Source organism: Rhizobium sp. P1_E6, assembly GCF_056405875.1.
Genome location: NZ_JBFUBG010000019.1, coordinates 30,043 through 51,398 on the forward strand (window position 1 = coordinate 30,043; position 21,356 = coordinate 51,398).

24 protein-coding genes are annotated in these 21,356 nt (G+C 60.0%); 13 read left to right on the forward strand and 11 right to left on the reverse strand.

All coding sequences use genetic code 11. The features are described 5' to 3' along the window. Positions 1-155 precede the first annotated feature (155 nt). The 3 genes from AC1D35_RS12415 to AC1D35_RS12425 form a co-directional block, all read right to left on the reverse strand. Complete coding sequence (locus AC1D35_RS12415) at positions 156-1,301, reverse strand: ABC transporter ATP-binding protein (protein WP_113309015.1); 1,146 nt, start codon at positions 1,299-1,301, stop codon at positions 156-158. A gap of 134 nt (positions 1,302-1,435) precedes the next feature. Further along, the gene (locus AC1D35_RS12420; RefSeq protein WP_477938639.1) at positions 1,436-2,374 is read right to left on the reverse strand and encodes a PfkB family carbohydrate kinase; all 939 of its coding nucleotides are present in this window, start codon (positions 2,372-2,374) and stop codon (positions 1,436-1,438) included. Positions 2,375-2,377: 3 nt separating this feature from the next. Beyond that, on the reverse strand, positions 2,378-3,178 hold the full coding sequence (locus AC1D35_RS12425) for a class I fructose-bisphosphate aldolase (protein WP_113301365.1): 801 nt from the start codon (positions 3,176-3,178) through the stop codon (positions 2,378-2,380). A gap of 234 nt (positions 3,179-3,412) precedes the next feature. Between AC1D35_RS12425 and AC1D35_RS12430 the strand changes: the two genes are divergently transcribed. After that, entirely contained in the window at positions 3,413-4,174 is a 762-nt protein-coding gene (locus AC1D35_RS12430) for a DeoR/GlpR family DNA-binding transcription regulator (protein ID WP_037123396.1), read from the forward strand. Between the two features lie 160 nt (positions 4,175-4,334). Next, positions 4,335-5,369 carry a LacI family DNA-binding transcriptional regulator gene (locus tag AC1D35_RS12435; RefSeq protein WP_113301364.1) on the forward strand — a complete coding sequence of 345 codons (1,035 nt, stop codon included), beginning with the start codon at positions 4,335-4,337 and terminating at the stop codon, positions 5,367-5,369. On the opposite strand, the gene AC1D35_RS12440 is transcribed toward AC1D35_RS12435, so the two are convergent. Together AC1D35_RS12440 and AC1D35_RS12445 are read right to left on the reverse strand one after the other, a co-directional pair. Next, the gene (locus tag AC1D35_RS12440; RefSeq protein ID WP_477832188.1) at positions 5,357-6,310 is read right to left on the reverse strand and encodes an alpha/beta hydrolase; all 954 of its coding nucleotides are present in this window, start codon (positions 6,308-6,310) and stop codon (positions 5,357-5,359) included. The genes AC1D35_RS12435 and AC1D35_RS12440 overlap by 13 nt on opposite strands. A 9-nt stretch (positions 6,311-6,319) precedes the next feature. Beyond that, positions 6,320-7,468, reverse strand: coding sequence for a Gfo/Idh/MocA family protein (locus AC1D35_RS12445; RefSeq protein ID WP_477854023.1), 1,149 nt, complete (start codon positions 7,466-7,468; stop codon positions 6,320-6,322). 253 nt (positions 7,469-7,721) lie between these two features. Here AC1D35_RS12445 and AC1D35_RS12450 point away from each other — a divergent pair, with 253 nt between their 5' ends. The 8 genes from AC1D35_RS12450 to AC1D35_RS12485 all read left to right on the forward strand — a co-directional run bounded on the left by AC1D35_RS12450 (position 7,722) and on the right by AC1D35_RS12485 (position 14,459). Continuing rightward, on the forward strand, positions 7,722-8,543 hold the full coding sequence (locus tag AC1D35_RS12450) for a sugar phosphate isomerase/epimerase family protein (protein ID WP_477938640.1): 822 nt from the start codon (positions 7,722-7,724) through the stop codon (positions 8,541-8,543). 9 nt (positions 8,544-8,552) lie between these two features. Then, positions 8,553-9,629, forward strand: a complete 1,077-nt coding sequence (locus AC1D35_RS12455; RefSeq protein WP_477854025.1) for a Gfo/Idh/MocA family protein — start codon at positions 8,553-8,555, stop codon at positions 9,627-9,629. Then, positions 9,629-10,450 carry a sugar phosphate isomerase/epimerase family protein gene (locus tag AC1D35_RS12460; RefSeq protein ID WP_477854026.1) on the forward strand — a complete coding sequence of 274 codons (822 nt, stop codon included), beginning with the start codon at positions 9,629-9,631 and terminating at the stop codon, positions 10,448-10,450. The genes AC1D35_RS12455 and AC1D35_RS12460 overlap by 1 nt, the downstream gene beginning before the upstream one ends. Further along, entirely contained in the window at positions 10,447-11,280 is an 834-nt protein-coding gene (locus AC1D35_RS12465; RefSeq protein ID WP_477938641.1) for an alpha/beta fold hydrolase, read from the forward strand. Before AC1D35_RS12460 ends, AC1D35_RS12465 begins: the two co-directional genes overlap by 4 nt. Beyond that, complete coding sequence (locus AC1D35_RS12470; protein ID WP_477854028.1) at positions 11,277-11,996, forward strand: ribulose-phosphate 3-epimerase; 720 nt, start codon at positions 11,277-11,279, stop codon at positions 11,994-11,996. The genes AC1D35_RS12465 and AC1D35_RS12470 overlap by 4 nt, the downstream gene beginning before the upstream one ends. Next, positions 11,996-12,940 carry an ROK family protein gene (locus AC1D35_RS12475; RefSeq protein WP_477854029.1) on the forward strand — a complete coding sequence of 315 codons (945 nt, stop codon included), beginning with the start codon at positions 11,996-11,998 and terminating at the stop codon, positions 12,938-12,940. Before AC1D35_RS12470 ends, AC1D35_RS12475 begins: the two co-directional genes overlap by 1 nt. A 233-nt stretch (positions 12,941-13,173) precedes the next feature. Beyond that, a complete protein-coding gene (locus AC1D35_RS12480) occupies positions 13,174-13,479 on the forward strand; it encodes a hypothetical protein (RefSeq protein WP_113301355.1) in 306 nt (101 codons plus the stop codon). Between the two features lie 776 nt (positions 13,480-14,255). After that, positions 14,256-14,459, forward strand: a complete 204-nt coding sequence (locus AC1D35_RS12485) for a cold-shock protein (protein ID WP_113301354.1) — start codon at positions 14,256-14,258, stop codon at positions 14,457-14,459. 180 nt (positions 14,460-14,639) lie between these two features. Here AC1D35_RS12485 and AC1D35_RS12490 read toward each other — a convergent pair whose 3' ends face one another. After that, entirely contained in the window at positions 14,640-14,945 is a 306-nt protein-coding gene (locus tag AC1D35_RS12490; protein WP_477854030.1) for a DUF2934 domain-containing protein, read from the reverse strand. A gap of 850 nt (positions 14,946-15,795) precedes the next feature. On the opposite strand from AC1D35_RS12490, the gene AC1D35_RS12495 reads away from it, so the two are divergent. Continuing rightward, positions 15,796-16,107 carry a PepSY domain-containing protein gene (locus AC1D35_RS12495; RefSeq protein ID WP_113309003.1) on the forward strand — a complete coding sequence of 104 codons (312 nt, stop codon included), beginning with the start codon at positions 15,796-15,798 and terminating at the stop codon, positions 16,105-16,107. Positions 16,108-16,127: 20 nt separating this feature from the next. Continuing rightward, positions 16,128-16,739: a general stress protein gene (locus tag AC1D35_RS12500; RefSeq protein WP_477854031.1), complete on the forward strand. Its 612-nt coding sequence runs from the start codon at positions 16,128-16,130 to the stop codon at positions 16,737-16,739. A gap of 274 nt (positions 16,740-17,013) precedes the next feature. Here the strand turns inward: AC1D35_RS12500 and AC1D35_RS12505 are convergent, their stop codons facing one another. The 3 genes from AC1D35_RS12505 to AC1D35_RS12515 form a co-directional block, all read right to left on the reverse strand. Continuing rightward, positions 17,014-17,394, reverse strand: coding sequence for a DUF6481 family protein (locus AC1D35_RS12505; protein ID WP_113301350.1), 381 nt, complete (start codon positions 17,392-17,394; stop codon positions 17,014-17,016). Between the two features lie 33 nt (positions 17,395-17,427). Then, positions 17,428-17,652, reverse strand: coding sequence for a hypothetical protein (locus AC1D35_RS12510; RefSeq protein ID WP_113301349.1), 225 nt, complete (start codon positions 17,650-17,652; stop codon positions 17,428-17,430). Between the two features lie 126 nt (positions 17,653-17,778). Next, positions 17,779-17,988 carry a cold-shock protein gene (locus AC1D35_RS12515; protein WP_477938642.1) on the reverse strand — a complete coding sequence of 70 codons (210 nt, stop codon included), beginning with the start codon at positions 17,986-17,988 and terminating at the stop codon, positions 17,779-17,781. A 653-nt stretch (positions 17,989-18,641) separates the two neighbouring features. Here AC1D35_RS12515 and AC1D35_RS12520 point away from each other — a divergent pair. Beyond that, on the forward strand, positions 18,642-19,250 hold the full coding sequence (locus AC1D35_RS12520) for a J domain-containing protein (protein ID WP_477854032.1): 609 nt from the start codon (positions 18,642-18,644) through the stop codon (positions 19,248-19,250). 200 nt (positions 19,251-19,450) lie between these two features. On the opposite strand, the gene AC1D35_RS12525 is transcribed toward AC1D35_RS12520, so the two are convergent. Next, complete coding sequence (locus tag AC1D35_RS12525; RefSeq protein ID WP_115037837.1) at positions 19,451-20,695, reverse strand: Zn-dependent hydrolase; 1,245 nt, start codon at positions 20,693-20,695, stop codon at positions 19,451-19,453. Positions 20,696-20,706: 11 nt separating this feature from the next. Further along, on the reverse strand, positions 20,707-21,351 hold the full coding sequence (locus AC1D35_RS12530) for a TenA family protein (RefSeq protein ID WP_115037839.1): 645 nt from the start codon (positions 21,349-21,351) through the stop codon (positions 20,707-20,709). Between the last annotated feature and the right edge of the window lie 5 nt (positions 21,352-21,356).

Consider the following 21,356-nt stretch of genomic DNA (forward strand, 5'->3'; position numbering starts at 1 on the left):
GTGTGACATCCCACGCTCTCGCGCGATGAACTTATCGGCGAACGCTTCTGAGCAACGGAACAAGCATCCCTTTGCGCTACGCAGGTCGACCGAAGGATGGAAGGGAAAGCTAAGAGCCTGATCCCACCAACCAGCTCCGCTATTTGCGGATCATGCTAGATTGCCAGATGCGTCTGGGGATCGAAGAAGTGCAACTTGGCCACATCGATCGCCAGGTTGATCATTGCGCCCGGCTGGGCTGTACTGATGGATTCGAACTTCGCCACGGCGTTTGCCGCGCCGCTCAGATCCTCGACGGCATCGGGGTCACCGGAATCGATCCGCACCGCTTCGATCTTCAGATGGACGATCAGTTCGGAGCCCAGTTCCTCGATCGATTTTACAAGACCCGGGATCGTCGCGTAGCGCGATCCCGATTCCAGACCGCTGTCGTAAAGGTCTTCCGGGCGAATGCCGAAGATGATCGTCTTGCCTTCGAACGCCGCCAGACCAGGAGACTGCTCGAATGCGCTCGCCGCGACCGGTATGGAAAAGGTGGGCAGATCGATCCTGCCGTTCTGCAGGCGGCCTTCGAACAGGTTCATGGACGGCGACCCGATGAAACCCGCAACGAAGGCATTGACCGGTCGGCTGTACAATATCTTTGGCGTGTCGACCTGTTGAAGGACGCCGCCCTTCAAGACCGCAACCCGGTCACCCATGGTCAAGGCTTCGGTCTGATCGTGCGTCACATAAATCGTCGTCACGCCCAGCTGTCTCTGCAGGCTGACGATTTCGGCGCGCATTTGCACGCGCAGCTTGGCATCGAGGTTAGACAGGGGCTCGTCCATGAGAAAGGCCGCCGGTTCGCGCACCATGGCGCGTCCCATGGCGACCCGCTGACGTTGGCCGCCGGAGAGCGCTGCCGGTTTGCTGTCGAGCAGCGTATGCAGCTGAAGGGTCTTGGCTATTTCGTGGACCCGCTTCGTGCGTTCGGCCTTGCTCTTCCCCGCAAGTTTCATCGAGAAGGCAATGTTGTCGAACACCGTCATATGCGGATAGAGCGCATAGCTCTGAAACACCATCGCTATGTCCCGGTCCTTCGGCGCGAGATCCTCGACATTCTCTCCACCGATGCTCAGGGTCCCGCTGCTGATCTCCTCCAGCCCGGCAATCATGCGTAATGCCGTCGATTTTCCGCATCCCGAAGGGCCGACAAGGATGAGGAACTCGCCATCATTTATCGTCAGGCTAAGATCTTTGATCGCGTGGAATTTGGTTCCAAAGGTCTTGCAAATCTTGTCCAGCACAACAACAGCCACTGCACTTCCTCCCTCGTATCATTGTCATCCAATCCTCAGGGGGACAGCCCTCCCGGCGCCGCCTTCAGATCGAACTCAAACAGTCATTTGCGCAGCGCCAATCCGATCGTCCAGGGCACCAGAGTGATGAACTCTCAGTCCGGCGACGCAATCGGTCTGGGCACGGGCGCATTTTCCTCAGCCATCCAGGCGAGACAGGTGCTTTGATCCGGCAGAGCCATGCGGCCGCCCGGGCCGGTCACAGAGATCGCGGCTGCCGCAGTTGCGTAGACGGCGCAGGCGACAGGCTGCTTTCCCTGTGTCAGCGCAAAGGCATAAGCGCCGTGGAAGCAATCTCCGGCGCCTGTCGTGTCGACCGCTTTGACCTCGTAGGCCGGAACATGCCACAAAACGGCATCTCCCGTCTGCCTGATATAAGACCCTCGCTCACCGTCAGTCAGAACGACTGCGGTGCGGTCGTCAGACCAAAGCTTGTGCAGGATCACCGTCGGATCGGTTTCGCAAGAATAAGTCTGCGCGAATTTCAACGGCAATACCAGATGGTTGGACAGGCTCATCAATCGTCCGGTCGCAGGCCCGATCGTCCATTCAATGTCTGCCACCACTGCCAGGCCCAGCATGCGGGCGCGCGCAACGATCGTATCTGCGTGAGTGGCATAGCCGTCGATCAACAGCACCTGGGCTTGTGCAAGAGTTCTGTCGGTCAGCGCGTCTGAGGTTCCGTGCGGCACATCATCGTCATAGGCAATAAACCTGTCGCCTTCGGGTCCGACCGTGATCACCGACCGTATTGGCCTGGCGTCGGGACGGCGCGGCGCAAAGGATATATCGACCCCGTGCCGTTCAAGTTCGCGGGCGCTGACATCGGTGAGAGGATGATCGCTCAGCCAGCCGATGAAACCAGCCCGTCCCCCCAGCCTTGCGACCGCAACAAGGGCTGTCGCGACATTGCCGCCGTGGTCCTGGGTGCGATTTGTCACCTTTCCCTTACCGGCACTCAGCGGTCGGTCGACATAGATGATATCGTCGATCGCGAGAGCCCCGAAGCCCAGAACCTGAAGGTTATTTATCACCTGTCAACCGCCCGCGGCAGCGAGCGCCTCTTGCGGCGCCATACCGCTGTGAATGACAAGCTTGAAGGCGCGCGCCGCCATCGTCGTATCGCCGTGACCCCAAAGGTTTCGCCCCACCACGGCACCCTTCGCCCCTGCACGCAAGGCATCGGCGGTCTGGGTCAGAGCCCCGAGCAGATTTTCCGTTTTCGGGCCGCCCGCGATAACGACGGGAACCGGGCAGGTGGCGACGGTTTCCCGGAAAGAGTCGAAGTCCCCGGTGTACCCGACCTTGATCACGTCAACGCCGGTCTCGAACCCGATCCGTACGGCATAGGCGATTTCGTCGGGGGTGAAGACGATCTTGCCGCCGTTTGAATAGTCGCGGGGATAGACATGCGCAACGACCGGCATTTCAAAGCGAGCCGCGGCGTTGACGGTATCGGTGAGCCAGCGAATGTATTCGCCTTCGGTATTGCCGCGCACCGGAATGGCGACGGCAAGAGCATCTGCACCGTATCGTACCGCATCCTCAGGGGTCGCGATCAACTGACGAATTCGGTCGTCGGGCGTAAAGCAACCGGCTTGAATGACCAATGCGGCCTTGCCTGCATAGGCGGGCCACAAGTGGCGCGCAGCACCAGGCTGAATGCTGATATAGTCCGGCTCTCCGGCCATCACCCGCTTAAGAGCGCCCGGCAGATCCGCGAGACCACCCTCACGGACATTGCCATAGCCAACGAAGTGGTCGACGGCGCCACCGAACAAATGCCCTGACGGATGTGAAAACAGCCGTGACAGGCGAATTTTGGTTCCAAGGCCCATATCGATGCTGTCCCTTTACCAGTTTGATTTCGTGTTGAGAAACACTAACTCGAAAATAAACGAATGTTCAATATTTCGATTTCTTTCGTTTTCATTTAAGATGGCTAGAACGCGCGCTAGGTTCCCATCGACACTGCCTTTCCTCGCGCCTTTTGAGTTAAAGTGGTTGTCGCGTATTTTCGAATTTCGAAACCTCGGCACCCTCGCTTATATGAAAGGAATTCGAGGTCACACATGCTGGCGGAACAACGGCGACATCAGATCATGCTGGAACTTCAGCGGACCGGCCAGGCGCGCACCAGCCAGCTGGCGGAAAACTTCGGCGTCTCCGAGGTGACCATCCGATCCGACCTGGAAATTCTGGATGCCAAGAAGCAGCTCATCAAGACGCATGGTGGCGCGATCGCATTGCCGGCCAGCTCTCCCGCGGCAGCCTTCGAAGAACGGATGAACCGAAATTTCGACGCCAAACGACGCATCGCGCAGATGGCGGCACGCCAGATCATCGACAACCAATCCGTTGTGTTCGACAGCGGCTCGACGCTGCTACAGGTCGCCATGCAAATGCCCCCGGTCAATAACGTCGTGGTGGCCACAACCGCCATGAACATCGCGCAGCATCTGATGTATCGGCCGGGGCTGGATGTGCACATGATTGGCGGCCGGGTCTTTCCGAGCACCGTCAGCACGATCGTGTCGGATTCAGACAAGGCCGTGGGCGGTCTCGTCGCCCATCAGGCGTTCCTCAGCGCTCATGCCATCGATCACGCATTCGACGTCGTCGACGTCTCGGAAGACATAGCGCGCACCAAACGTAATCTGGTCCGCATGGCGAGACGCGTGATCCTCGTGGCGGATTCCAGCAAGTGGGATATTGGTGCCTCGTCCAAGGCATTTTCGCTTTCACGGGTCGATCTGATCATCACCGACACTGGCATGCCGCATGGGATTCGCAGTCGGCTGGACAAGCTGGGGGTCGAGGTGCGCTACGTGTAGGGCGGCGGCGGTTGCGCCGCTGTTTGTGCTTGTGTAACAAAAAATTTTGCGCATGCGACATTGTCAGGCTAGAAACGCAATTCGAAAGCCCTCACACTGACCGCCTTTGCGATATCGGCTGACGCAGACGAGCCTTGGCGCAGTGCAACCAGAATTGCCAATGGACAAGATGACGATCAAAACCATGGACGATTTCGCCCGGTCCTGCGGCGTTTCCCGTCCAACGCTTTCGCGGTATTTCGATAGCCCGAGCAGTGTAAAGCCGGGGACGCGCAAACGCATCGAGGACGCGCTGTCGGCATCGGACTACCGTCCCAATCTCTATGCGCGCAACCTTAATCGCAAGAGGACACGTAACGTCGGCATTCTCGTGCCCGTCATTACAGATCCATTCTATGCCGAAATGGTCAATCGTCTCGAGTTGCGCGTCCGTGATGAGGGTTACTGGCCAATCGTCATCTCGTCCCACGGCTTGCCGGATCTCGAAGCCGAGGCTGTCAACACACTCCTGTCCCTGAAGGCAGCCGGCGCGATCATCGCCCCGCTGGGTCTCACTTCCGAGCCGGGCATCTTCGAAAAACTCCGAGAGAGCATCCCCATTGTCTACTTCGATACGTTCATCGAAGGCGACACGCCCTTCATTGGCAATAACAACGCCCAAAGCGTTGCGACGATCGTCGACTATCTCTGCCGATCGGGCGAGCCGCCTGCATATTTCGACATTCCGCATGTCAATCACAATTCCGGGGAGCGGCTGGCAAGCTATATCGCCACGATGGAGTCGCTCGGTTTCGAACCGGTCGTGTTTGGCGCCACCGAGAGCTACGGCTGGGATTTCGAACGTATGGGATATGAGCAGACCGATGCAATGATCGCGGCTGGAACGCTGCCGGGCAGGACAATCCTCTGCGCGAACGATCGCCTCGCCTTCGGCGCGATGGCCGCCGCCCATTCTCGCGGCCTTCGCGTCGGCCGCAGGAGCGATAGCGATCTTCGCATCGCCGCCCATGACGACCATCCCCTCAGCCGCTATACCTGCCCGCCACTGACGACGATGGCGCAAGACTTCACCGCCATGGCACGCAGCAGTGTCGACACACTGCTTTCGATGCTGGACGAAGACAATGACACCACGCAGGTCGTTGCACGAAGGATCATCCTCGACGGTACATTGGTGATGCGTCAGTCGGCGTGATTGAGGAGGCTGCGCCATCCGGCAACCGCCTCTTCCACCGCCCGCCGCGCCGCCGGAATGTGCCGCCCCATGGAAACGAAACCATGGATCTGGTCCTGCCAACGCCGAGGGATTACAGGGACACCCGCCTCTGCAAGCCGGCGGGCATAGGCGTCGCCCTCGTCTGCGAGGATATCATGGCCGGCAATCGCGACGAAGGCCGGTGGCACACCCGCGATATTTCCGACGCGCAGGGGGGAAACGCGCCAATCAGCAATATCAGCCGCATCGCGGACGTAATGATCCCGGAACCAGCGCATCGTCGAGGTCGTCAACCCGTATCCTTCGGAAAACCTGACATAGCTGTCGGCCGTCTGTCCGGCATCGGTGTTGGGATAGAGCAGAAGCTGCGCAGAAATTTTCCGCGCGACGCCATCCCGCGAGAGAAGTGACAGGACAGCGGCCAGATTGCCGCCGGCGCTATCGCCCGCGACCGCGATCCGATCCGGATCGATACCGAACGCGCGTGCCTGCTCCACCACATAGGCAAGGGCCGATACGCAATCTTCCAAACCCGCCGGGAACTTGTGCTCGGGGGCCAGCCGATAGTCGGGGCAAAATACGATACAGGCGCCGATATTTGCAAACCACCGGCAGATCTCGTCGTGGGATTCAAGCGTGCCGACGACCCAGCCGCCGCCGTGAAGGTAGAGAAGTGCCGGCGCATCCGCGTCTGGAGCACCCACACCGCGATAGATCCTGAGCGGGATCGGGCCGCCTGCCCCGGCGATCGTTCTGTCCTCGATGGCAGCGACCGGCTCGCGATCACCCTGCAATGTCGGGCAACCCGCGTCATAGGCAGCGCGCGCCTCGTCTGCTGTGCCGCGCTCAAAGGGTGGCTGCTTTGCGGCGCGACCGAGCGCCAGGACATGCGCGGCGCCGGGATCCAATCGATCTTTCATCGCTTCACCTCAAGCAAGCAGGCTGCGGGCTTCATCTTCGCCGAGCAGCGGCGGTTGCGCAACTGTGCCCGCAATCGTAACCGCGCTCCTGATCTCGCTGGATGCCAGGGTCGCTTCCATGATCTCGAGCACGTGAAGCGCCAAATCGCCGGAAGCGCGCGGCGCCCTGCCCTCGCCAAGCGCGCGGACGAGATCGGCAACGCCCAGCATACGATAGTTGGCGCGGTCGGGAGCGCTATACGGCCAGTTCGGGGCGCCATACAGATCGCCTTCACTTTCGAAATTCTTCCATTCGGCGCCGCGCTCGGAAAGCGAGACCGTTCCGCCGAACGTATCGGGATCGGGCAAGCGCAACGAACCTTCTGTGCCGTGCAACTCGATCGGATGATTGGAGTGCCGGAAGACGTCCCACGACGCACCGAAATTCACCGTCGCGCCCGACTGAAACTCAAGAAGCGAGAGCACGTTGGTCGGCGTCCCCACCTTGAACGTCGTGTTCTTGAAGGGGCCATCAGCCGTGATCAGCCGTTCTTCCTGGCCTTTCGTCGCCATCGCCATGACGCTTTTCACCGGGCCGAGCAGATTGACGAGCATCGTCAGATAGTAGGGCCCCATGTCAAAGAGTGGGCCACCACCGGGTTGATAGTAGAATTGCGGATTGGGGTGCCAATGCTCCATGCCACGGCCAAACATGAAGGCAGTGCCGCTGACCGGGCGGCCGATCGCACCTGCATCCATCAGGCCTCGTGCACGCCGGCCAGCGGCGCCGAGGAATGTATCGGGAGCCGAACCTAACAGAAGACCGCGACCTCCGGCTTCCGCCACTAGCTTGCGGCCCTCGGTGGCCGACGTCGCGAGCGGCTTTTCAGTGAAGACGTGCTTGCCCGCGGAAAGCGCCGACATCGTCACGTCGAAATGGACGGCCGGGATGGTGAGGTTCAGGACAAGGTCGATTTCGGGGTCGGCCAAGAGCGCATCGACCTCCATGGCCCGGATGCCATATTCCTTCGCCCTCAGTGCCGAAATATCGGATGAGATGTCGGCACAGGCTCTCAATTCGACTCCGGCAAACAGGGCGGCGTTGCGCAGGTAGGTCATCGAGATATTGCCGCAGCCGATCACGCCGATGCCCAGCCTGGTTCCCAGATATACTTTCATGAATTGGCCTCCCCACCAATTTCACAGATGTTTCGCCCATCCTCGATGGGCTTGCTACCGCGACAATCGCTATAGAACATTTTATTTCTTGACGCGCGATAAATTTTTATAAAACATACGGAAATAGCAATCCGACCGTCACACGCGGCTCGCCAGGGGATGTCGCCACTTCACCATCATGCCAAAAGCGCGGTCATACCGGTCCAGCGGCATATAAACGAAGGTCTACCCAGGTCGAGGTCAAGGAATGGGCATGAGTATCAAAGACCTGAAAGTCGGCTGCCAGACATTCACCTGGGAAATGCTCGGGAGAAACTGGAATGGCGGCCCGGACGATCTGCTGGAAGCCATTGCAGAAGGCGGTTACGCGGGCATCGAGATTACCGACACGATGATCGGCCACTACGCAGATAGTCCCGATAATTTCGCCGCGAGCCTGAAGAAACATGGCCTGACGCTCGCGTCTTTCGCAATGGGCTCGAAAAGCGGCTTTACCGTCAGGCAAGAGATCGAGAGCGACCTCAGGACCACACAGCGCTGGATCGATTTCGCGGCCACCTTTTCCGGCGCACTCGTTTCGATCGGCTCGGCGACGGTTGTTTCCGAGGGGCCGCGGGCGGAAAAATTCGAAATCGCCGCGGAGTTCTACAATCGGGCTGGCGAATTGGGCAAGGCTTCGGGCGTGCATATCGCTGTGCATCCGAGCTCGCACCACAATACGCTGCTGTTCGACCGCGCCGATTATGACCGGATCTTCTCGCTCATCGACAAGAACCTCGTCGGCTGGGTGCCCGATACCGGCCATATCCTGCGCGGCCATGCGGATATTCTCGATACGCTCCGGACCTATCAGGACCGCATCCGCTATCTCCATCTCAAGGACGTGGATGCGAACGGCAAGTGGGCCATTCTTGGCAAGGGGATCTGCGATACGCCTGCCGTGATCGACATCGTTGCCGCTGCGCCGCGCTTCAATGGCTGGCTGGTCCTGGAAGAGGAATCAGACACGGCCGCTGCCGACCCTGCGACTGCCGTGAAGACGAACCGCGAAACGATGCGCCGGTACGGCGCCTGAGGAAGAGACATGATCCGTAAGGAAGACCGGCGGCTGCGTGTGGGCGTTCTCGGCTGCGGGCCGATCGCACAGTTCGCCCATCTCGAATCCTGCGTGAAGGCCGGGAATGCCGACCTCTATGCCATTTGTGACGCAGCACCCGACCTGCTTGCGCGCATGGGCGCGACATACGAACCTCGGAAGATGTATGCCGATTATGACGCGATGCTCGCCGATCCAGAGCTCGAAGCCGTCATCATCGCCACGTCGGACGCCTATCACGTGCCGATGTCGGTCAAGGCGCTCGATGCAGGAAAGCACGTGCTCTGCGAGAAGCCTACCGGTGTGACGATCGAGGAGGGCCAGGCGCTCGCCGACGCCGTTAAGCGCTCCGGCAAGGTGCTGCAGGTGGGTCATATGAAGCGTTTCGACCCTGCGTTGGAGGCTGCCCGGGATTTTGTCCGCGACGATATCGGCGAGATCTTCGCGCTGAAGGCCTGGTACTGCGACTCCACCCACCGCTACACCAATACCGATGCGGTTCAGCCGCTACCGATCACCAGCAAGTTCGCCAGAAAACCCGCAGGAAATCCCAAGGCTGACCTGCGCCAGTATTTCATGCTGGCGCATGGCTCGCATCTCGTCGATACCGCCCGTTTCCTGTGTGGCGAGATCGTCGCGGTGCGAGCCCGCCTTCTCGAGCGTGCCGGCGCCTATTGCTGGTTCGTGGAAACCGAGTTCGCCAATGGCGCGCTCGGTCATCTCGATCTGACGGTCGCGGTCCGCATGGACTGGCATGAGGGCTTCCAGCTCTATGGCGAAAACGGTTCGGTGATCGCTAAGACCTTCAATCCCTGGTACCTCAGGGCGAGCGAGGTCGAGATCTTCCACGAAAAGGACACGACCACGCGCAAGCCACTAGGCGCCGACGGGCACTTCTTCCGCCGGCAACTGGAAGGGCTTGCCGATACCGTGCTGAACGGCGCGCCGATGCGCGGCGCCGATATAGAGGACGGCATCGCCTCCATCCGCGCCATGGTCGCCATCGCCCGGTCGGTCGAAACGGGCGAACGTGTCGAACTCGCAACCGTCACAGGATCGGTCTGATGCAGCTTGGCATCTTTGCAAAGACCTTCCCCGGCACCGATCCTCGGCAGGTGCTCTCCGCCGTGCGTGACAGTGGATTTGCGACGACTCAGTTCAATTTCGCCTGCGTCGGTCTGCCATCGATGCCGGACGCAGTGGCGCCGGAAACGATTACCGCGATCCGGGCGGCATCTGAAGAGACCGGCGTTTCACTCGCGGCACTTTCAGGCACCTATAACATGGCCCATCCGGACAAATCCGTGCGGGAAAGGGGGCTCAAACAGCTTGGGGTGGTGATTGAAACGGCAGCGGCCCTGCAGATTCCGCTGGTGACGCTCTGCACCGGCAGCCGCCATGCCCAAGACCAATGGATGCATCATCCGGACAATGCGCTTCCGTCCGCCTGGGCCGATATGGCGGCCGAAATGGAAAAAGCGCTGGAATTCGCCGAGCGGCACGACATCGATCTCGGCATTGAGCCGGAACAGGCAAACATCGTCACCTCCGCTGTTGATGCGGTGCGGCTGATCGGAGAGATGGGGTCGAGGCGCCTGCGCATCGTGCTCGATCCGGCAAACCTCTTCGAGCAGGCGACACCGGCCGAAGTGTCCGACATCGTCGACAGGGCGATCGATATCTCGGCCGGGTACGTGACGATGGCCCATGCGAAAGATCGTTATGCCGATGGCCGCTTCACGACAGCAGGTCAAGGTATCGTCGATTTCCCTGCCTTCATCGACGGCCTGCGCGTGACCGGTTTCGACGGTACGCTCGTCACGCACGGTCTTGCGGCAGAAGAAGCACCCGCCGTCGCCAGATTTCTTTCGGATCTGATCCGATGAAGACCCACGTCGCCTTCAGACGAGACGATACCGACCTTTCAGTTTACGACTGCGGAACAGGCAAAGCCTTGCTCTTTCAACACGGGCTAGGAGGCAATGAGGCGCAGGTCGCACAGGTCATCCCCGAAGGGCTCGACTGGCGGCGGATCACGACTGAGTGCCGCGGGCATGGGAGCTCAACGCTCGGCACGCGACGCCCCTTCTCGATTGCGATGTTTGCAGCCGACGTCATCGCCGCGGCGGACGAAAAGGGAATAGACCGGTTCATCGCCGGCGGCATCTCCATGGGCGCAGCCATCGCGCTGCATCTGGCAAAAACCCATCCCGAGCGTGTCACGGGTCTCATTCTGGTCCGTCCAGCCTGGTCGTTTGCCCGCGCGCCTGACAACCTCGCACCGATCCGCGAAATCGCGGACTTGCTGAGATCCCATCCGCCTGCCGAAGGCCAGGCACTTTTTGCCGGGTCGGCGACGGCGGAACGTCTGCGCGTGGAAGCGCCGGACAATCTCGCCTCCCTGCTCGGCTATTTCAAGCGTCCTGATGCCTTTGCCTTTGCCGCCGTGCTTGATGACATCGCTTCAGATGGCACCGACGTTTCGCGAGAGGACGCGGCAAAGCTGGCTATTCCCGCGCTCGTCCTCGGCAACCGGCAGGATGCCATTCACCCCCTCGCCGTCGCACAAGTGATGGCTGATGCGCTACCCAATGCGCATTTCCTCGAAGTGCCCGCGAAGGCGGCGGATGCCGAAGCGCATTTCGCCGCGGTTCGAACGGTGATCCAGCAATTCCTCACCACAGAATTCAAACATCGGAGCGTCGCTCAGCCATGACATCGAAATCTCTCGCGAGCGGCGCCATCACCGCATTGCCCCGCCACAGGCTGCTCGGCGAGTTTTCGCTCTGGTCAGCGGATCTCGCCAATATGGAGCGCGACCTTCACCGCATCGAACCCTATGTCGATCTCCACCATATCGACGTTGCCGACGCACGCTTCACGCCCGGCTTCCTGTTCTTTCCCGATTTCGTCGCCCGCATCGCCAAGCTGACGGCAAAACCGATCCATGTGCATCTGATGGTCGAGGCCGAGATCGTCGAGGAGCAGACACGCCAGTTCATCGAGGCGGGCGCCGATCTCGTCAGTGTTCATGCGGAGAACGGTGAAGCAGGTTTGCGCGCGGTGGCGCTCGCAAAAGAGCTTGGGGCCGAAGCCGGCGTCGTTCTGCGACTGGAAACCCCGGTCGCCGAGGCAGAACCGTTCCTCGCAGAGGTCGCTTTCTTCACGCTGCTCGGGACCTCGATCGGCGTCAAGGGACAAAGCCTTTCGGACAAGGCTTGCGACCGGCTGCGCGAAGCGCGGTCGCTGATGAAGCGCGCCGGACGTGAAAAGGAGATTGTTCTCGCAGCGGACGGCGGCATCCGCGAACAGACCGTTCCACTGTTGCGGGCAGCAGGTGCCGAGACGGTCGTGCTCGGATCACTGGCGTTCGGTGACACGGATCTGCCGGGCCGTATCGCCTGGCTGCATGCGTTGGAGACCCGGCCCTGATGAGCAGGATTGCGCTTGCATTCGATCTGGGTGGAACGGAGTTGCGCGCCGCACTGGTCGGCGACGGCGGCAAATTGCTGGCCTTCGCATCCGTGCCGACGCGCGCCAGGGATGGACCGGATGCAGTCATCGCGCAGATCACGATGCTTGCGGAAAAAACCTGCTCGGAAGTTCCCGACGCCAGGCCACTCGGTATCGGCATCGGAGCGCCCGGCCCGCTTGATCCGGTCGCAGGCATTCTTACTGCACCGCCGACGCTGTCGGGCTGGCGTGAAGTCCCCCTCGCGAGCCTCCTTCAGGACCGCTTGAACCTGCCTGTCCGGCTGGAGAACGATGCAAACGCCGCCGCTCTCGGCGAATGGCGTTTCGGCGCCGGCCGCGGCGCCGCCTCGCTGGTGTTCGTCACCGTCTCCACCGGCATCGGCGGCGGGGTGATCTCCGATGGCCGGATCGTGCACGGGCGCCGCGGGCTCGCAGGCGAAATCGGCCATATGACCATCACAAGCGAGAGCGAACGATGCCTTTGCGGGGCGGTGGGCTGCTTCGAGGCGGTGGCGTCGGGGACTGCACTCGGCCGACGTGCGACGGCTCTGACAAAGCCGGGCGACGGTTCGGCGCTTCGAACACTGTCCCACGACGGTGAAGTGACGGGCCGACACGTTGTCGAGGCTGCGCGCGGCGGCGACGAAGCAGCCCTTGCGCTGATCGACAGGGAAGCCCGCTGGCTGGGCATCGGTTTTACCAATCTGCTCCATCTCTACTCGCCTGACATGATCGTCATGGGCGGTGGAATTTCCCACGGCTACGATCTCCTTCACAACCCGATCGAGGCCACCATTCAGGAGCGGGCGATGCCCGCTTATCGCGATGTGCCGGTCGTGCCCGCGCAACTCGGAAGGCATGCCGGCTTGATCGGCGCCGCAAGCCTGATCCTTCTCAATTGAGAGATTTGAACCGCACCGGTTCAGCGGAGGCTTCAGCTCATGAGAGAGCGGAGCCGATATGATCATGACGACGAACAAGTTTTCACCTGAAGTCCGTGACCGGGCTATCCGCACAGTTTGATGATTGCTTTCGTTTTTTGCCGACGCGACCACGTGCCGGTCCAAAGTTTGAGTTGACCGCTTTCGATGGCGAGGCGACATTCCCAACCTGCAGCGAGGCAGGAGGAAAAACGATGGACGACCCAGACCATTGGCACCATATGGCAAACGCACCGAAAGACGGTAGTCGGATCCTGGTCACGATCCGCCAGTCCGAACAGGGCCCGGCAGAAGTTGACCTCGCTTACTGGTCGAAAGGCGATCGGTTCGGGGGAGAAGGCTGGCGCGCGTCTGATTCCTCGCCCGGGCAGATCATCGAATATGCCGAACCGGAATTGAAGTGTTGGATGCCGATGCCCTCGGCCAACCTCAGTCGCAACTCGATGCCCGCCCCCTGGGAAGGCGAGGACGACCAAAACTTCGACGGCTCAGGCATTTAAACAAGCCTCGGTGTCAGGTCGCCTTTAAGGAAGGCGAAAGGGTGTCGAAGCCACACCGTCAAACATTTTGTTTGTTAGCGGTTCTCGGCTTGCTGCATCCGCTGAGGCGCTCTTGTCTTGATCAAGGATGCTCATATTCACTAGTGTGCCGGCCACCTAAGAAACGAGTTATTCATGGCATTCGTCTTCCGCCTGCGTGTGCTTGTTGCCCTCGGTTGCGCCCTTTTTCGACGGTCTGACACGCGCAATCCTTCGATTGCAGCAAGGCGCAGACCGTAATCGAAAAGGCGGTTTGCGCCGCTCCCGCCCTGATTGCTCAGGATACCGACTTGGCGGCATCCTATCGGCAGGCATTGATGTGATATCAGTTGAGTTCAGTTCATGTGAACAGAAAGCCATTCGACTGCCCGCAACAGGCGAGGGTTGCAACCAGCAATTCGGATTGTCGTCGTGAATTCGGGACCCTAGCAAGATTGTCACGCTGTGTTTAATCCATCCAGCCTAGGGCGACGCTTTGCATCCCGGCCTCGGCCGTCACACCTTTTGAGGGCCCGATGGGGTTCAAGAGTGGGCCGAGTCCCGAAAATTGCATAACGATCACGAAGACCAGTTTCCCGACCTAAACCGCTCCAAGGCGTAAACCGCGATTCGGTCGAAAAAAGTCGACCTTTTCTTCCAGCGCGAAATCCGAGAACAACTACGGCCGACAGGCTTGCTCCGACCGCTGCTGACCGCTAAATTGCTGGTGCGATCAACTCTCAAACACGAGGATTTTCATGCCGACTGGCAAGGTCAAGTTTTTCAACGCGGACAAGGGCTTTGGTTTCATCACACCGGAAGACGGCGGAACTGATGTCTTCGTCCACGTCTCCGCCCTGCAATACGGCGACGTCCTGAAGGAAGGCCAAAGCGTCTCCTACGATCTCGGTCAGGATCGGAAGACGGGCAAGTCAAAGGCGGAAAACGTCAGACCGCTCTGAGCGCGACAGACGCTCATCCACCTGTCCCACGAGCCTGCGAGAGGCATTTCGAGCAATCGGTCCCGCTCGACGACACGGACTGGAGATCCTCACTTTTTCACAAGTGACATCGCCGAGCGGGATTACGGTAACGCCAAATCACGTCCGGTCGGAATGCTTCTCACGACCAAGCAGGTCATGTCAGTGTCTGGTGGCAGCCCGTGGTGTTTTGGCAGGCTTAGGAGGCGGCGTTGTCGTCGGAACGCTCTGCGCGCCGCTTCCGGTTTTCGGTTTGGCTTTCGTCTTCGCCGGCGCAGCCAGGGCCGCCGGCTTCTTCCCTCGAGACTTTTTGACAGCCTGGCCATCCGCCTCGGCGCTCGCTGCGATCTCCTGGAACGCCTGCAGCCAGTGCTTCATATCCTCGCCCTGTGGCCGGCCTTCCCGTTCCCATATCTCATAGGCCCGCTGCCTGATCCGATCCTCTTTCGACCCCATCTTTTCCTCCATTCGAAACCGGTGTCTGAGCCAATCAGATGGCGCGCGAAGCTGCGGCGGCAAGAGCCGTGTCAGTCTTTGCCGCCATCATCGTTCAGGCTCCTCCCCTTCCGACTTTTTTCGCGAACACTTCGGGGCTGAACCGAAGGCGTTTCCCATCGATCCTGACCGCTTTCATCCGCTCTCAAGGCGTCGTTACCCGTGTTTCAGGCCGCCCTTTGAGAAGGCTAGCCACGTCCGGATCGCCGCCCATGCAGGCCAACGCATCGAAAAAGGAGTTGCGCGCAGGCTGTCTTCCTCAGCGTCATACTCTCGGCTGAATACGATCCCGGGGACATCCGGCCGTGTAAGGCTGGGGCGGCGTGTCGGCGGAACTGGAGGAGACCGATCTCGATCCTGTTCTTCGGCGAGTCGTGAATGAGTTCGCCGATGCGCATCCGGACCGGGAGATCGACGTCGACCTGCCATGGCCACTTCTCGTCATCTGCGACGGACAGAGTATCGCACAGCTCGCACCGGAGCGGCTAGCGATCGCGCACGGGCGCGCGGCTGGATGCCGGCGACTTCGAACTTTCCGTCCAGAATACAGGCCAACCGATCTCGGCGGCTGCAACGGAGCGACTGTTCGAGCCGTTCACCCCAGCCGCAGGAAACGGAAAGGAAGGCCTCCGGCTTCGGTCTGGACATTGCCAGCGAGATTGCCAAGCGCATGGTGGAGCACTGGCTGTGGTGTCAAATCCAAGCGCGATCACCTTCGCCCTCTCCCTTCACCGCATCGCTGAGCACATTTGAAAAAGTTTTCGTAACTCTCGGAACAAACAGCATTTTCCTTTGTTTTTCATTGGCACATGAGGAAACACAAATGACCAAGATTACGACAATTTCGTTCGCCCTGCTGCTGTCGGCCACTACAGCCTACGCCCAGAGCGAGACCCCTTCCACGTCACAGACGACCCCTGCCGTCAACACGGAACACAACCCCGGCGCACCGGTGGCCGGCAAGAACAGCTTCACGGAAGCACAGGCCAAGGAGCGTATCGAAGGTGCGGGCTATACAGACGTCACCGGATTGAAGCTCGACGACCAGGGCGTCTGGCGCGCGGCCGCCAAGAAGGATGGCAAGGATGCCGGCGTCTCCCTGGACTTCCAGGGCAATGTGACGATGGCCAAGTAAAAAATCCAAGGAGACGACCCATGCGAACAGTTACTGGACTCTATGACAGCTACGACGACGCCCGTGCGGCAGTGAAGGCTTTGGAAGACTCGGGGGTGCCTTCCGACGACATCAGTATCGTCACCAACAAGGCGAACGGTAAGACCGACGTCGAAGGCCAGGGCAGCTACGCTGCGGAAGGTGCTGGCGCCGGCGCCGGTGTCGGTGCGGTCGCGGGCGGCGCCGGCGGCCTTTTGACCGGCCTCGGCCTGCTCGCCATTCCTGGTGTCGGTCCAGTCGTTGCAGCTGGCTGGCTGGCAGCGACGGCCGCCGGCGCTGCCGCGGGCGCAGTCGCGGGCGGCGCAGTCGGCGGCATTGTCGGCGCGATGGTTAATGAAGGTGTTCCGGAAGAGGAGGCGAACTTCTACGCAGAAGGGATCCGTCGTGGCGGTTCGGTCGTGACTGCGAAGGTCGATGATGGAAGGGTTGCGGAAGCGAAGGCCATCCTCGACCGGTCGCGTCCAGTCGATTTCGCCTCTCGCCGATCCAACTATCAGGAACAGGGTTGGATGCGCTTCGACGAAGCTGCAGCGCCCTATACGCCGGAGCAGATCGAAGCGGAGCGCCAGCGCTACCGAGCAAACCGGCTGTAACTGACTACGCTTTCAAATGAAGCGGGCGACCTATCGAGGTGCCCGCTTCCCATGCACCTCTTCGATGCGTTTGATATATGACTTGCATGCGGCCTCGCCTCCGGCATGGTATCTGTCACGGATGATCATGGGCAGAATTTACTGGATCGCGACTTGCCAGGACCTGTTGATCGCCTGACGTTCGTTCGTACCCGGTGCCTCGGAGGCTCCATGGCACGACTGAATTGAGCATGACACTGTCATGCTGTGGGGTTGGCGCGGTGGCGGCAGAAGGCTAGGCTTGTCTTGCCTTGCGGTTGGCGTAGCGACGGTCGCGTTCGGCCTTTCGCGCCGCCTCATCTTCGATCACCCGCGCTACACGAGCGTTTTGGGCGCTCTCGCGAGCTTCGGTCACGGCCAACGCTTCGGCCTCCGCGGTTGCTCGCTGTTCTGCCGCCTCGGTCTCAACGCGCTTGCGCTCCTCGACCTTCAGGCGTTCGCGCTCCAGGCGTCGTTCCTCACGAGCCGAGACAATGGCAAGGCGTTCTGCCTGCCTTGCGATTTTACCTGGTTCGGCCGCAGTTTTTGCCGCACGGAAGGCATTGAGGAGAGCAGTCTTGGCGTCCGCGGATGCTGCACGGCGGTCAGAGAGCTCGCTGTTTCTAGCTTTCTTCAAATTTTTATCCTGATAATCGGTGTTGGCCAGTGATCAGCGCGTCTTGGCGCGTTTGGCAAGAAGGGCGGACGTTGCCGACGTCCGGTCGGCCAGTTCCTTGGCAAGACGTGCCTCTCGCAGCCTTAAGGTCTTGGCGTCCCGAGCCTGGGCGACGGATTCGAGCTCTTCCACCGCGTTATTCTTGGCAAAAAACTGCGTCTGGACGTTGCCGAAGGCGATCTCCGCCTGCTGGCGGGATTTGCTGTGTGCTTGTTTCATTGGGTTCCTGAGTAATTCGGCTGGCAAGCCGAAACGAAAAAGGCCAGGCGACACGCCTGGCCTTTAATTGGATAGGTGCTCCCGGCAGTGCCAGTACATCCGTGGTCAAAGGGAAGCAGATATCGATTAAGCGGACTGCAGATTGCAGGCCGACATCTTACCCGACTTCATGTCGCGCTCGAGGTCGAAGCCGATCTTCTGGCCCTCGACGAGTTCGCGGATTCCGGCGCGCTCAACGGCAGAGATGTGAACGAACGCATCGGCGCCGCCGTTATCAGGCTGAATGAAGCCGAAGCCCTTGGTGGAATTAAACCATTTAACTGTGCCAGTGGTCATTGATGAACCCTTTCATAGCATAGAGTGAGGAACCGCGAAGCGAAGGCTCCGCAGACTGCGACAACGACTGTTTTTGAAAGGAAGTTCGCTTAAAGCGCGGTGCCACTCACGCGGTAGACAAAGTTCGGCAAGCAAAAGATCGATGAACATCTCTATAGTGTGGTCGGCTCGATTGGTCAACGATTAGCTTCCTCACTGATGGATTTTCTCCTTAAGGTTGCGACCGACAAAAGATCCCTCACAAGAAATTCACCTGTGAAATTCCTCGACAGGTTCATCTATCCCTTGGCAGTGCGGCCCGTCCCGCCAGCAATCCGATTGCGTTTCGCTACGCCTCCGACGCTGCTCCCAAACTTGGCGCACCATAGCGACCAGGTAAGATCAGGGCGTGTGGATCGCTCCAGCCATCAGTCGCATGACCTGTCGGACGAAGACCTGACGACATGCTTGTGGCAGGATCAACTGCTCCTGAGGGTAAAGTTCAGCCCCTGACTGAATGTCGGATGCGTTCACTTCACGACTACCCATTGATTTATAGAATCGACAGTTTTGGGTTCACTGAGCACAGTCAGTTAAAAGCGGTTGGGGGCAACTGACCGCCTACCTTGTTCTCTCCACTTGTCGGCGTGGGCCGGATCGCCATATAAGGCGCGATGAGTCCAGATTCCAAGATTTTCGTTGGCTTGCGGCCGATCCGCAAAAAGTTAGTTTCAGACCGAAACCCAGATGCTCCAAAATGCCAATGGGACGGGTGCGACAAGGGTGGCCTTCATCGCGCTCCGGTGGGACGTGATGCGGAGGGACTGTATCTGCTGTTCTGTTCTGAGCATGTGAAGGAATATGGCAAAGGGTACAATTTCGCGACCAATCTGTCCGATCCTGTCATCGCCCGCTATCAGAGAGAAGCGGCAAGCGGCGCCCGCCCGACCTGGGGACAGAGGATCCACCAGCCTACTGAGATGCCACTCCCCTTCACAGTCCGTTCGGGTTCGGCAAAGGCGACGAATGCTCGCAAAAGCGCGGCAGAACGCCAGGCGGTAAAAGCGGATCTTCAACGACGTAAATTGAAGGTGCTGGAAGCCAAAGCTTTCGAAACACTTGGTCTTCCGCCAGAGGCAACACCCGCGGAGATCAGAAGCCGCTACAAGCAGAAGTTAAAGATGCATCATCCTGATGCTAACAGCGGAGATCGGAACTCGGAAGACGAGCTTCGGGCTGCAATCGACGCCCATAAGATTCTCAAGCTTAACGGCTTCTGCTGAAACAAGAGACAAGGCTGCCAAATCTCGAGCGCCCGGAGGAGGAAAGCCGGAGGAGGAAAGGTTGACCTGCATTCCAGGGACAGGCCTTTTTTGATCGCTGGCTACGCTCGGATCGACCTATTCGCATGGCGGAACGCTTGATCATTCTAGGCCCGCAGCGAGGCCCTAATGACGGCATTGGCGCCAGCGATCCTCTTCTCTCAGCCTTTGGCAAGCTCGATCGTCGACTGCAGCAATAATCTCGCGCCTGAAACGACATGCCCGGGCGCGGTATATTCGGCTTCATTGTGGCTGAGGCCGTCACGGCAAGGTACGAAGATCATCGCCGAAGGCGCGATCCGATTGACGAACAGAGCGTCGTGGAAAGCGCCCGACACCATCCTTTTCGTCGCCAGCCCGGTGCCTTCCGCGGCGCGCTCCAGTACCGTCAGCAACTTTTCGGGGAAGGTTGCCGGTGGCATGTCAAAGCTTTGCTTGAACAAAACCTCGCAACGCTGAGCCTCAGCACGCTCGCGAAAGCATTGCTCGATCGTCGCGTTAAGCCGGTCGATCGTCAATGGATCGGGATGACGGATATCAATAGTGCAGCGCGCCAGCGCCGGAATGGCGTTGATCGCGCCCGGCTCCACCTCGATGCGCCCGATGGTAAATCGGGTGCTTTCGTCCTGCGGCATGACAGTGGAATAGAGCGTGTCCAGCGCCGAGATCATGGCGCGCAGAGGATCTCGGCGGTAGGAAAGAGCCGTCGTGCCGGCATGGGCCGTCTGACCCGATACGTCCACCTGCAGCCATCGCGTTCCTTGAATACCAGTCACGATACCGATCGGGATATCGTCCTTCTCCAGCGAAGGGCCTTGCTCTATGTGCACCTCGAGATAGGCATGGACCGGCATGCCAAGATCGCGCATCGCAGCCTGTGGAAGAGCCTCGAGCGTTTCCCTCAATTCGTCGCCGAACACGGCACCGTCAGTCGCAACAAGGTCAGGCCATGCGGCAGGGATCGCGCCCGCCGAAAAGGCGGACGAACCCATGCAGCCGGGTGCGAAGCGGCATCCTTCCTCATTGGTCCAGGCGACGACTTCAATCGCCCTGTCCGTTTCGATACCAGCATCCTCGAGGCTTTCGAGAACCTCGAAGGCCGAGAGCGTTCCGAGCGCGCCGTCGAAACGACCGCCGGCTGGCTGGCTGTCGAGATGACTGCCGATCAAGAGCGGCGGCGCCCGGTCGTCCCTGCCGGAACGGCGGATGAAGAGATTGGCGACGGGATCCTGGAACACGGCAAACCCGCGTGTAGCGGCCAGCCCGGCCAGCAAGGATCGGGCTTCGCGATCCAGTTCGGTCAAGGCTTGACGGTTGACGCCACCCCGCGCGGTCGCGCCGATCTCGGCAAACTGGTCGAGGCGACCCAGCAGGCGCGCCCCGTTGATATCGATATCCGCAGTCATCGTACGGCCTTTCAGGAATAGGCTGCTTCGTGAAAGTCGATCTCAAGACGTTGCGCATGTCCGAATATCGCACTTAACCGCTTCCGTTCGGCAGAATCCATGGTTTCGCCCGCGTCGTCCAGAACAGCCTTCAGCCAGCGCGCCTGCGCTTCGAACTCTGGTTCTGCGTGAAGCTTGACCCATTCCTTGAGCAAGGGATCGCTGATTGCGGTCGAGTTCGCCGCCGTCGACCAGGTCCAGTACATCCATTCGGCGGCGAACATGGCAGCAATCGTGTCGAGAAAACCACCGTCACGGGCAATCGCCAGCATGCCGTCGCGGAAGGCCGCAACATCGGGCCGGCCTGTATCATGCCGTGAAGGGTCGATGCCGCGTGCCGCAAAGGTCTTTTCGAAATAGGCGATCTGCTGGTTTGCGAGCGCATCCAGAACGCCGATCAGCCACCGCTTCTGGCCGATGGTTTCGGCTTTGGCGGTGGCATAGGAGAAGATCGCAATCGCCGTGTCGACGAAAGCGCCCTCGAAGACGAGGTATCGCTCGAATGCTTCGTTCGAAAGGCGGTCGGCCTTGATATCCGCGACGAAACGATGGTTCACCATGGCTTCGAAAACGTCACGGTTCTCGTCGAGCATCTGTTGCGAAAGGGGGCCGCCCATGATCG

What these genes read in the sequence shown, in the direction of transcription:
- AC1D35_RS12425 (WP_113301365.1), bottom strand. Translation starts at nt 3,178, where the DNA reads ATGGGCCTTGGAACCAAAATTCGCCTGTCACGGCTGTTTTCACATCCG.
- AC1D35_RS12430 (WP_037123396.1), top strand. Translation starts at nt 3,413, where the DNA reads ATGCTGGCGGAACAACGGCGACATCAGATCATGCTGGAACTTCAGCGG.
- AC1D35_RS12435 (WP_113301364.1), top strand. Translation starts at nt 4,335, where the DNA reads ATGGACAAGATGACGATCAAAACCATGGACGATTTCGCCCGGTCCTGC.
- AC1D35_RS12440 (WP_477832188.1), bottom strand. Translation starts at nt 6,310, where the DNA reads ATGAAAGATCGATTGGATCCCGGCGCCGCGCATGTCCTGGCGCTCGGT.
- AC1D35_RS12445 (WP_477854023.1), bottom strand. Translation starts at nt 7,468, where the DNA reads ATGAAAGTATATCTGGGAACCAGGCTGGGCATCGGCGTGATCGGCTGC.
- AC1D35_RS12450 (WP_477938640.1), top strand. Translation starts at nt 7,722, where the DNA reads ATGAGTATCAAAGACCTGAAAGTCGGCTGCCAGACATTCACCTGGGAA.
- AC1D35_RS12455 (WP_477854025.1), top strand. Translation starts at nt 8,553, where the DNA reads ATGATCCGTAAGGAAGACCGGCGGCTGCGTGTGGGCGTTCTCGGCTGC.
- AC1D35_RS12460 (WP_477854026.1), top strand. Translation starts at nt 9,629, where the DNA reads ATGCAGCTTGGCATCTTTGCAAAGACCTTCCCCGGCACCGATCCTCGG.
- AC1D35_RS12465 (WP_477938641.1), top strand. Translation starts at nt 10,447, where the DNA reads ATGAAGACCCACGTCGCCTTCAGACGAGACGATACCGACCTTTCAGTT.
- AC1D35_RS12470 (WP_477854028.1), top strand. Translation starts at nt 11,277, where the DNA reads ATGACATCGAAATCTCTCGCGAGCGGCGCCATCACCGCATTGCCCCGC.
- AC1D35_RS12475 (WP_477854029.1), top strand. Translation starts at nt 11,996, where the DNA reads ATGAGCAGGATTGCGCTTGCATTCGATCTGGGTGGAACGGAGTTGCGC.
- AC1D35_RS12480 (WP_113301355.1), top strand. Translation starts at nt 13,174, where the DNA reads ATGGACGACCCAGACCATTGGCACCATATGGCAAACGCACCGAAAGAC.
- AC1D35_RS12485 (WP_113301354.1), top strand. Translation starts at nt 14,256, where the DNA reads ATGCCGACTGGCAAGGTCAAGTTTTTCAACGCGGACAAGGGCTTTGGT.
- AC1D35_RS12490 (WP_477854030.1), bottom strand. Translation starts at nt 14,945, where the DNA reads ATGGAGGAAAAGATGGGGTCGAAAGAGGATCGGATCAGGCAGCGGGCC.
- AC1D35_RS12495 (WP_113309003.1), top strand. Translation starts at nt 15,796, where the DNA reads ATGACCAAGATTACGACAATTTCGTTCGCCCTGCTGCTGTCGGCCACT.
- AC1D35_RS12500 (WP_477854031.1), top strand. Translation starts at nt 16,128, where the DNA reads ATGCGAACAGTTACTGGACTCTATGACAGCTACGACGACGCCCGTGCG.
- AC1D35_RS12510 (WP_113301349.1), bottom strand. Translation starts at nt 17,652, where the DNA reads ATGAAACAAGCACACAGCAAATCCCGCCAGCAGGCGGAGATCGCCTTC.
- AC1D35_RS12515 (WP_477938642.1), bottom strand. Translation starts at nt 17,988, where the DNA reads ATGACCACTGGCACAGTTAAATGGTTTAATTCCACCAAGGGCTTCGGC.
- AC1D35_RS12520 (WP_477854032.1), top strand. Translation starts at nt 18,642, where the DNA reads ATGAGTCCAGATTCCAAGATTTTCGTTGGCTTGCGGCCGATCCGCAAA.
- AC1D35_RS12525 (WP_115037837.1), bottom strand. Translation starts at nt 20,695, where the DNA reads ATGACTGCGGATATCGATATCAACGGGGCGCGCCTGCTGGGTCGCCTC.
- AC1D35_RS12530 (WP_115037839.1), bottom strand. Translation starts at nt 21,351, where the DNA reads ATGGGCGGCCCCCTTTCGCAACAGATGCTCGACGAGAACCGTGACGTT.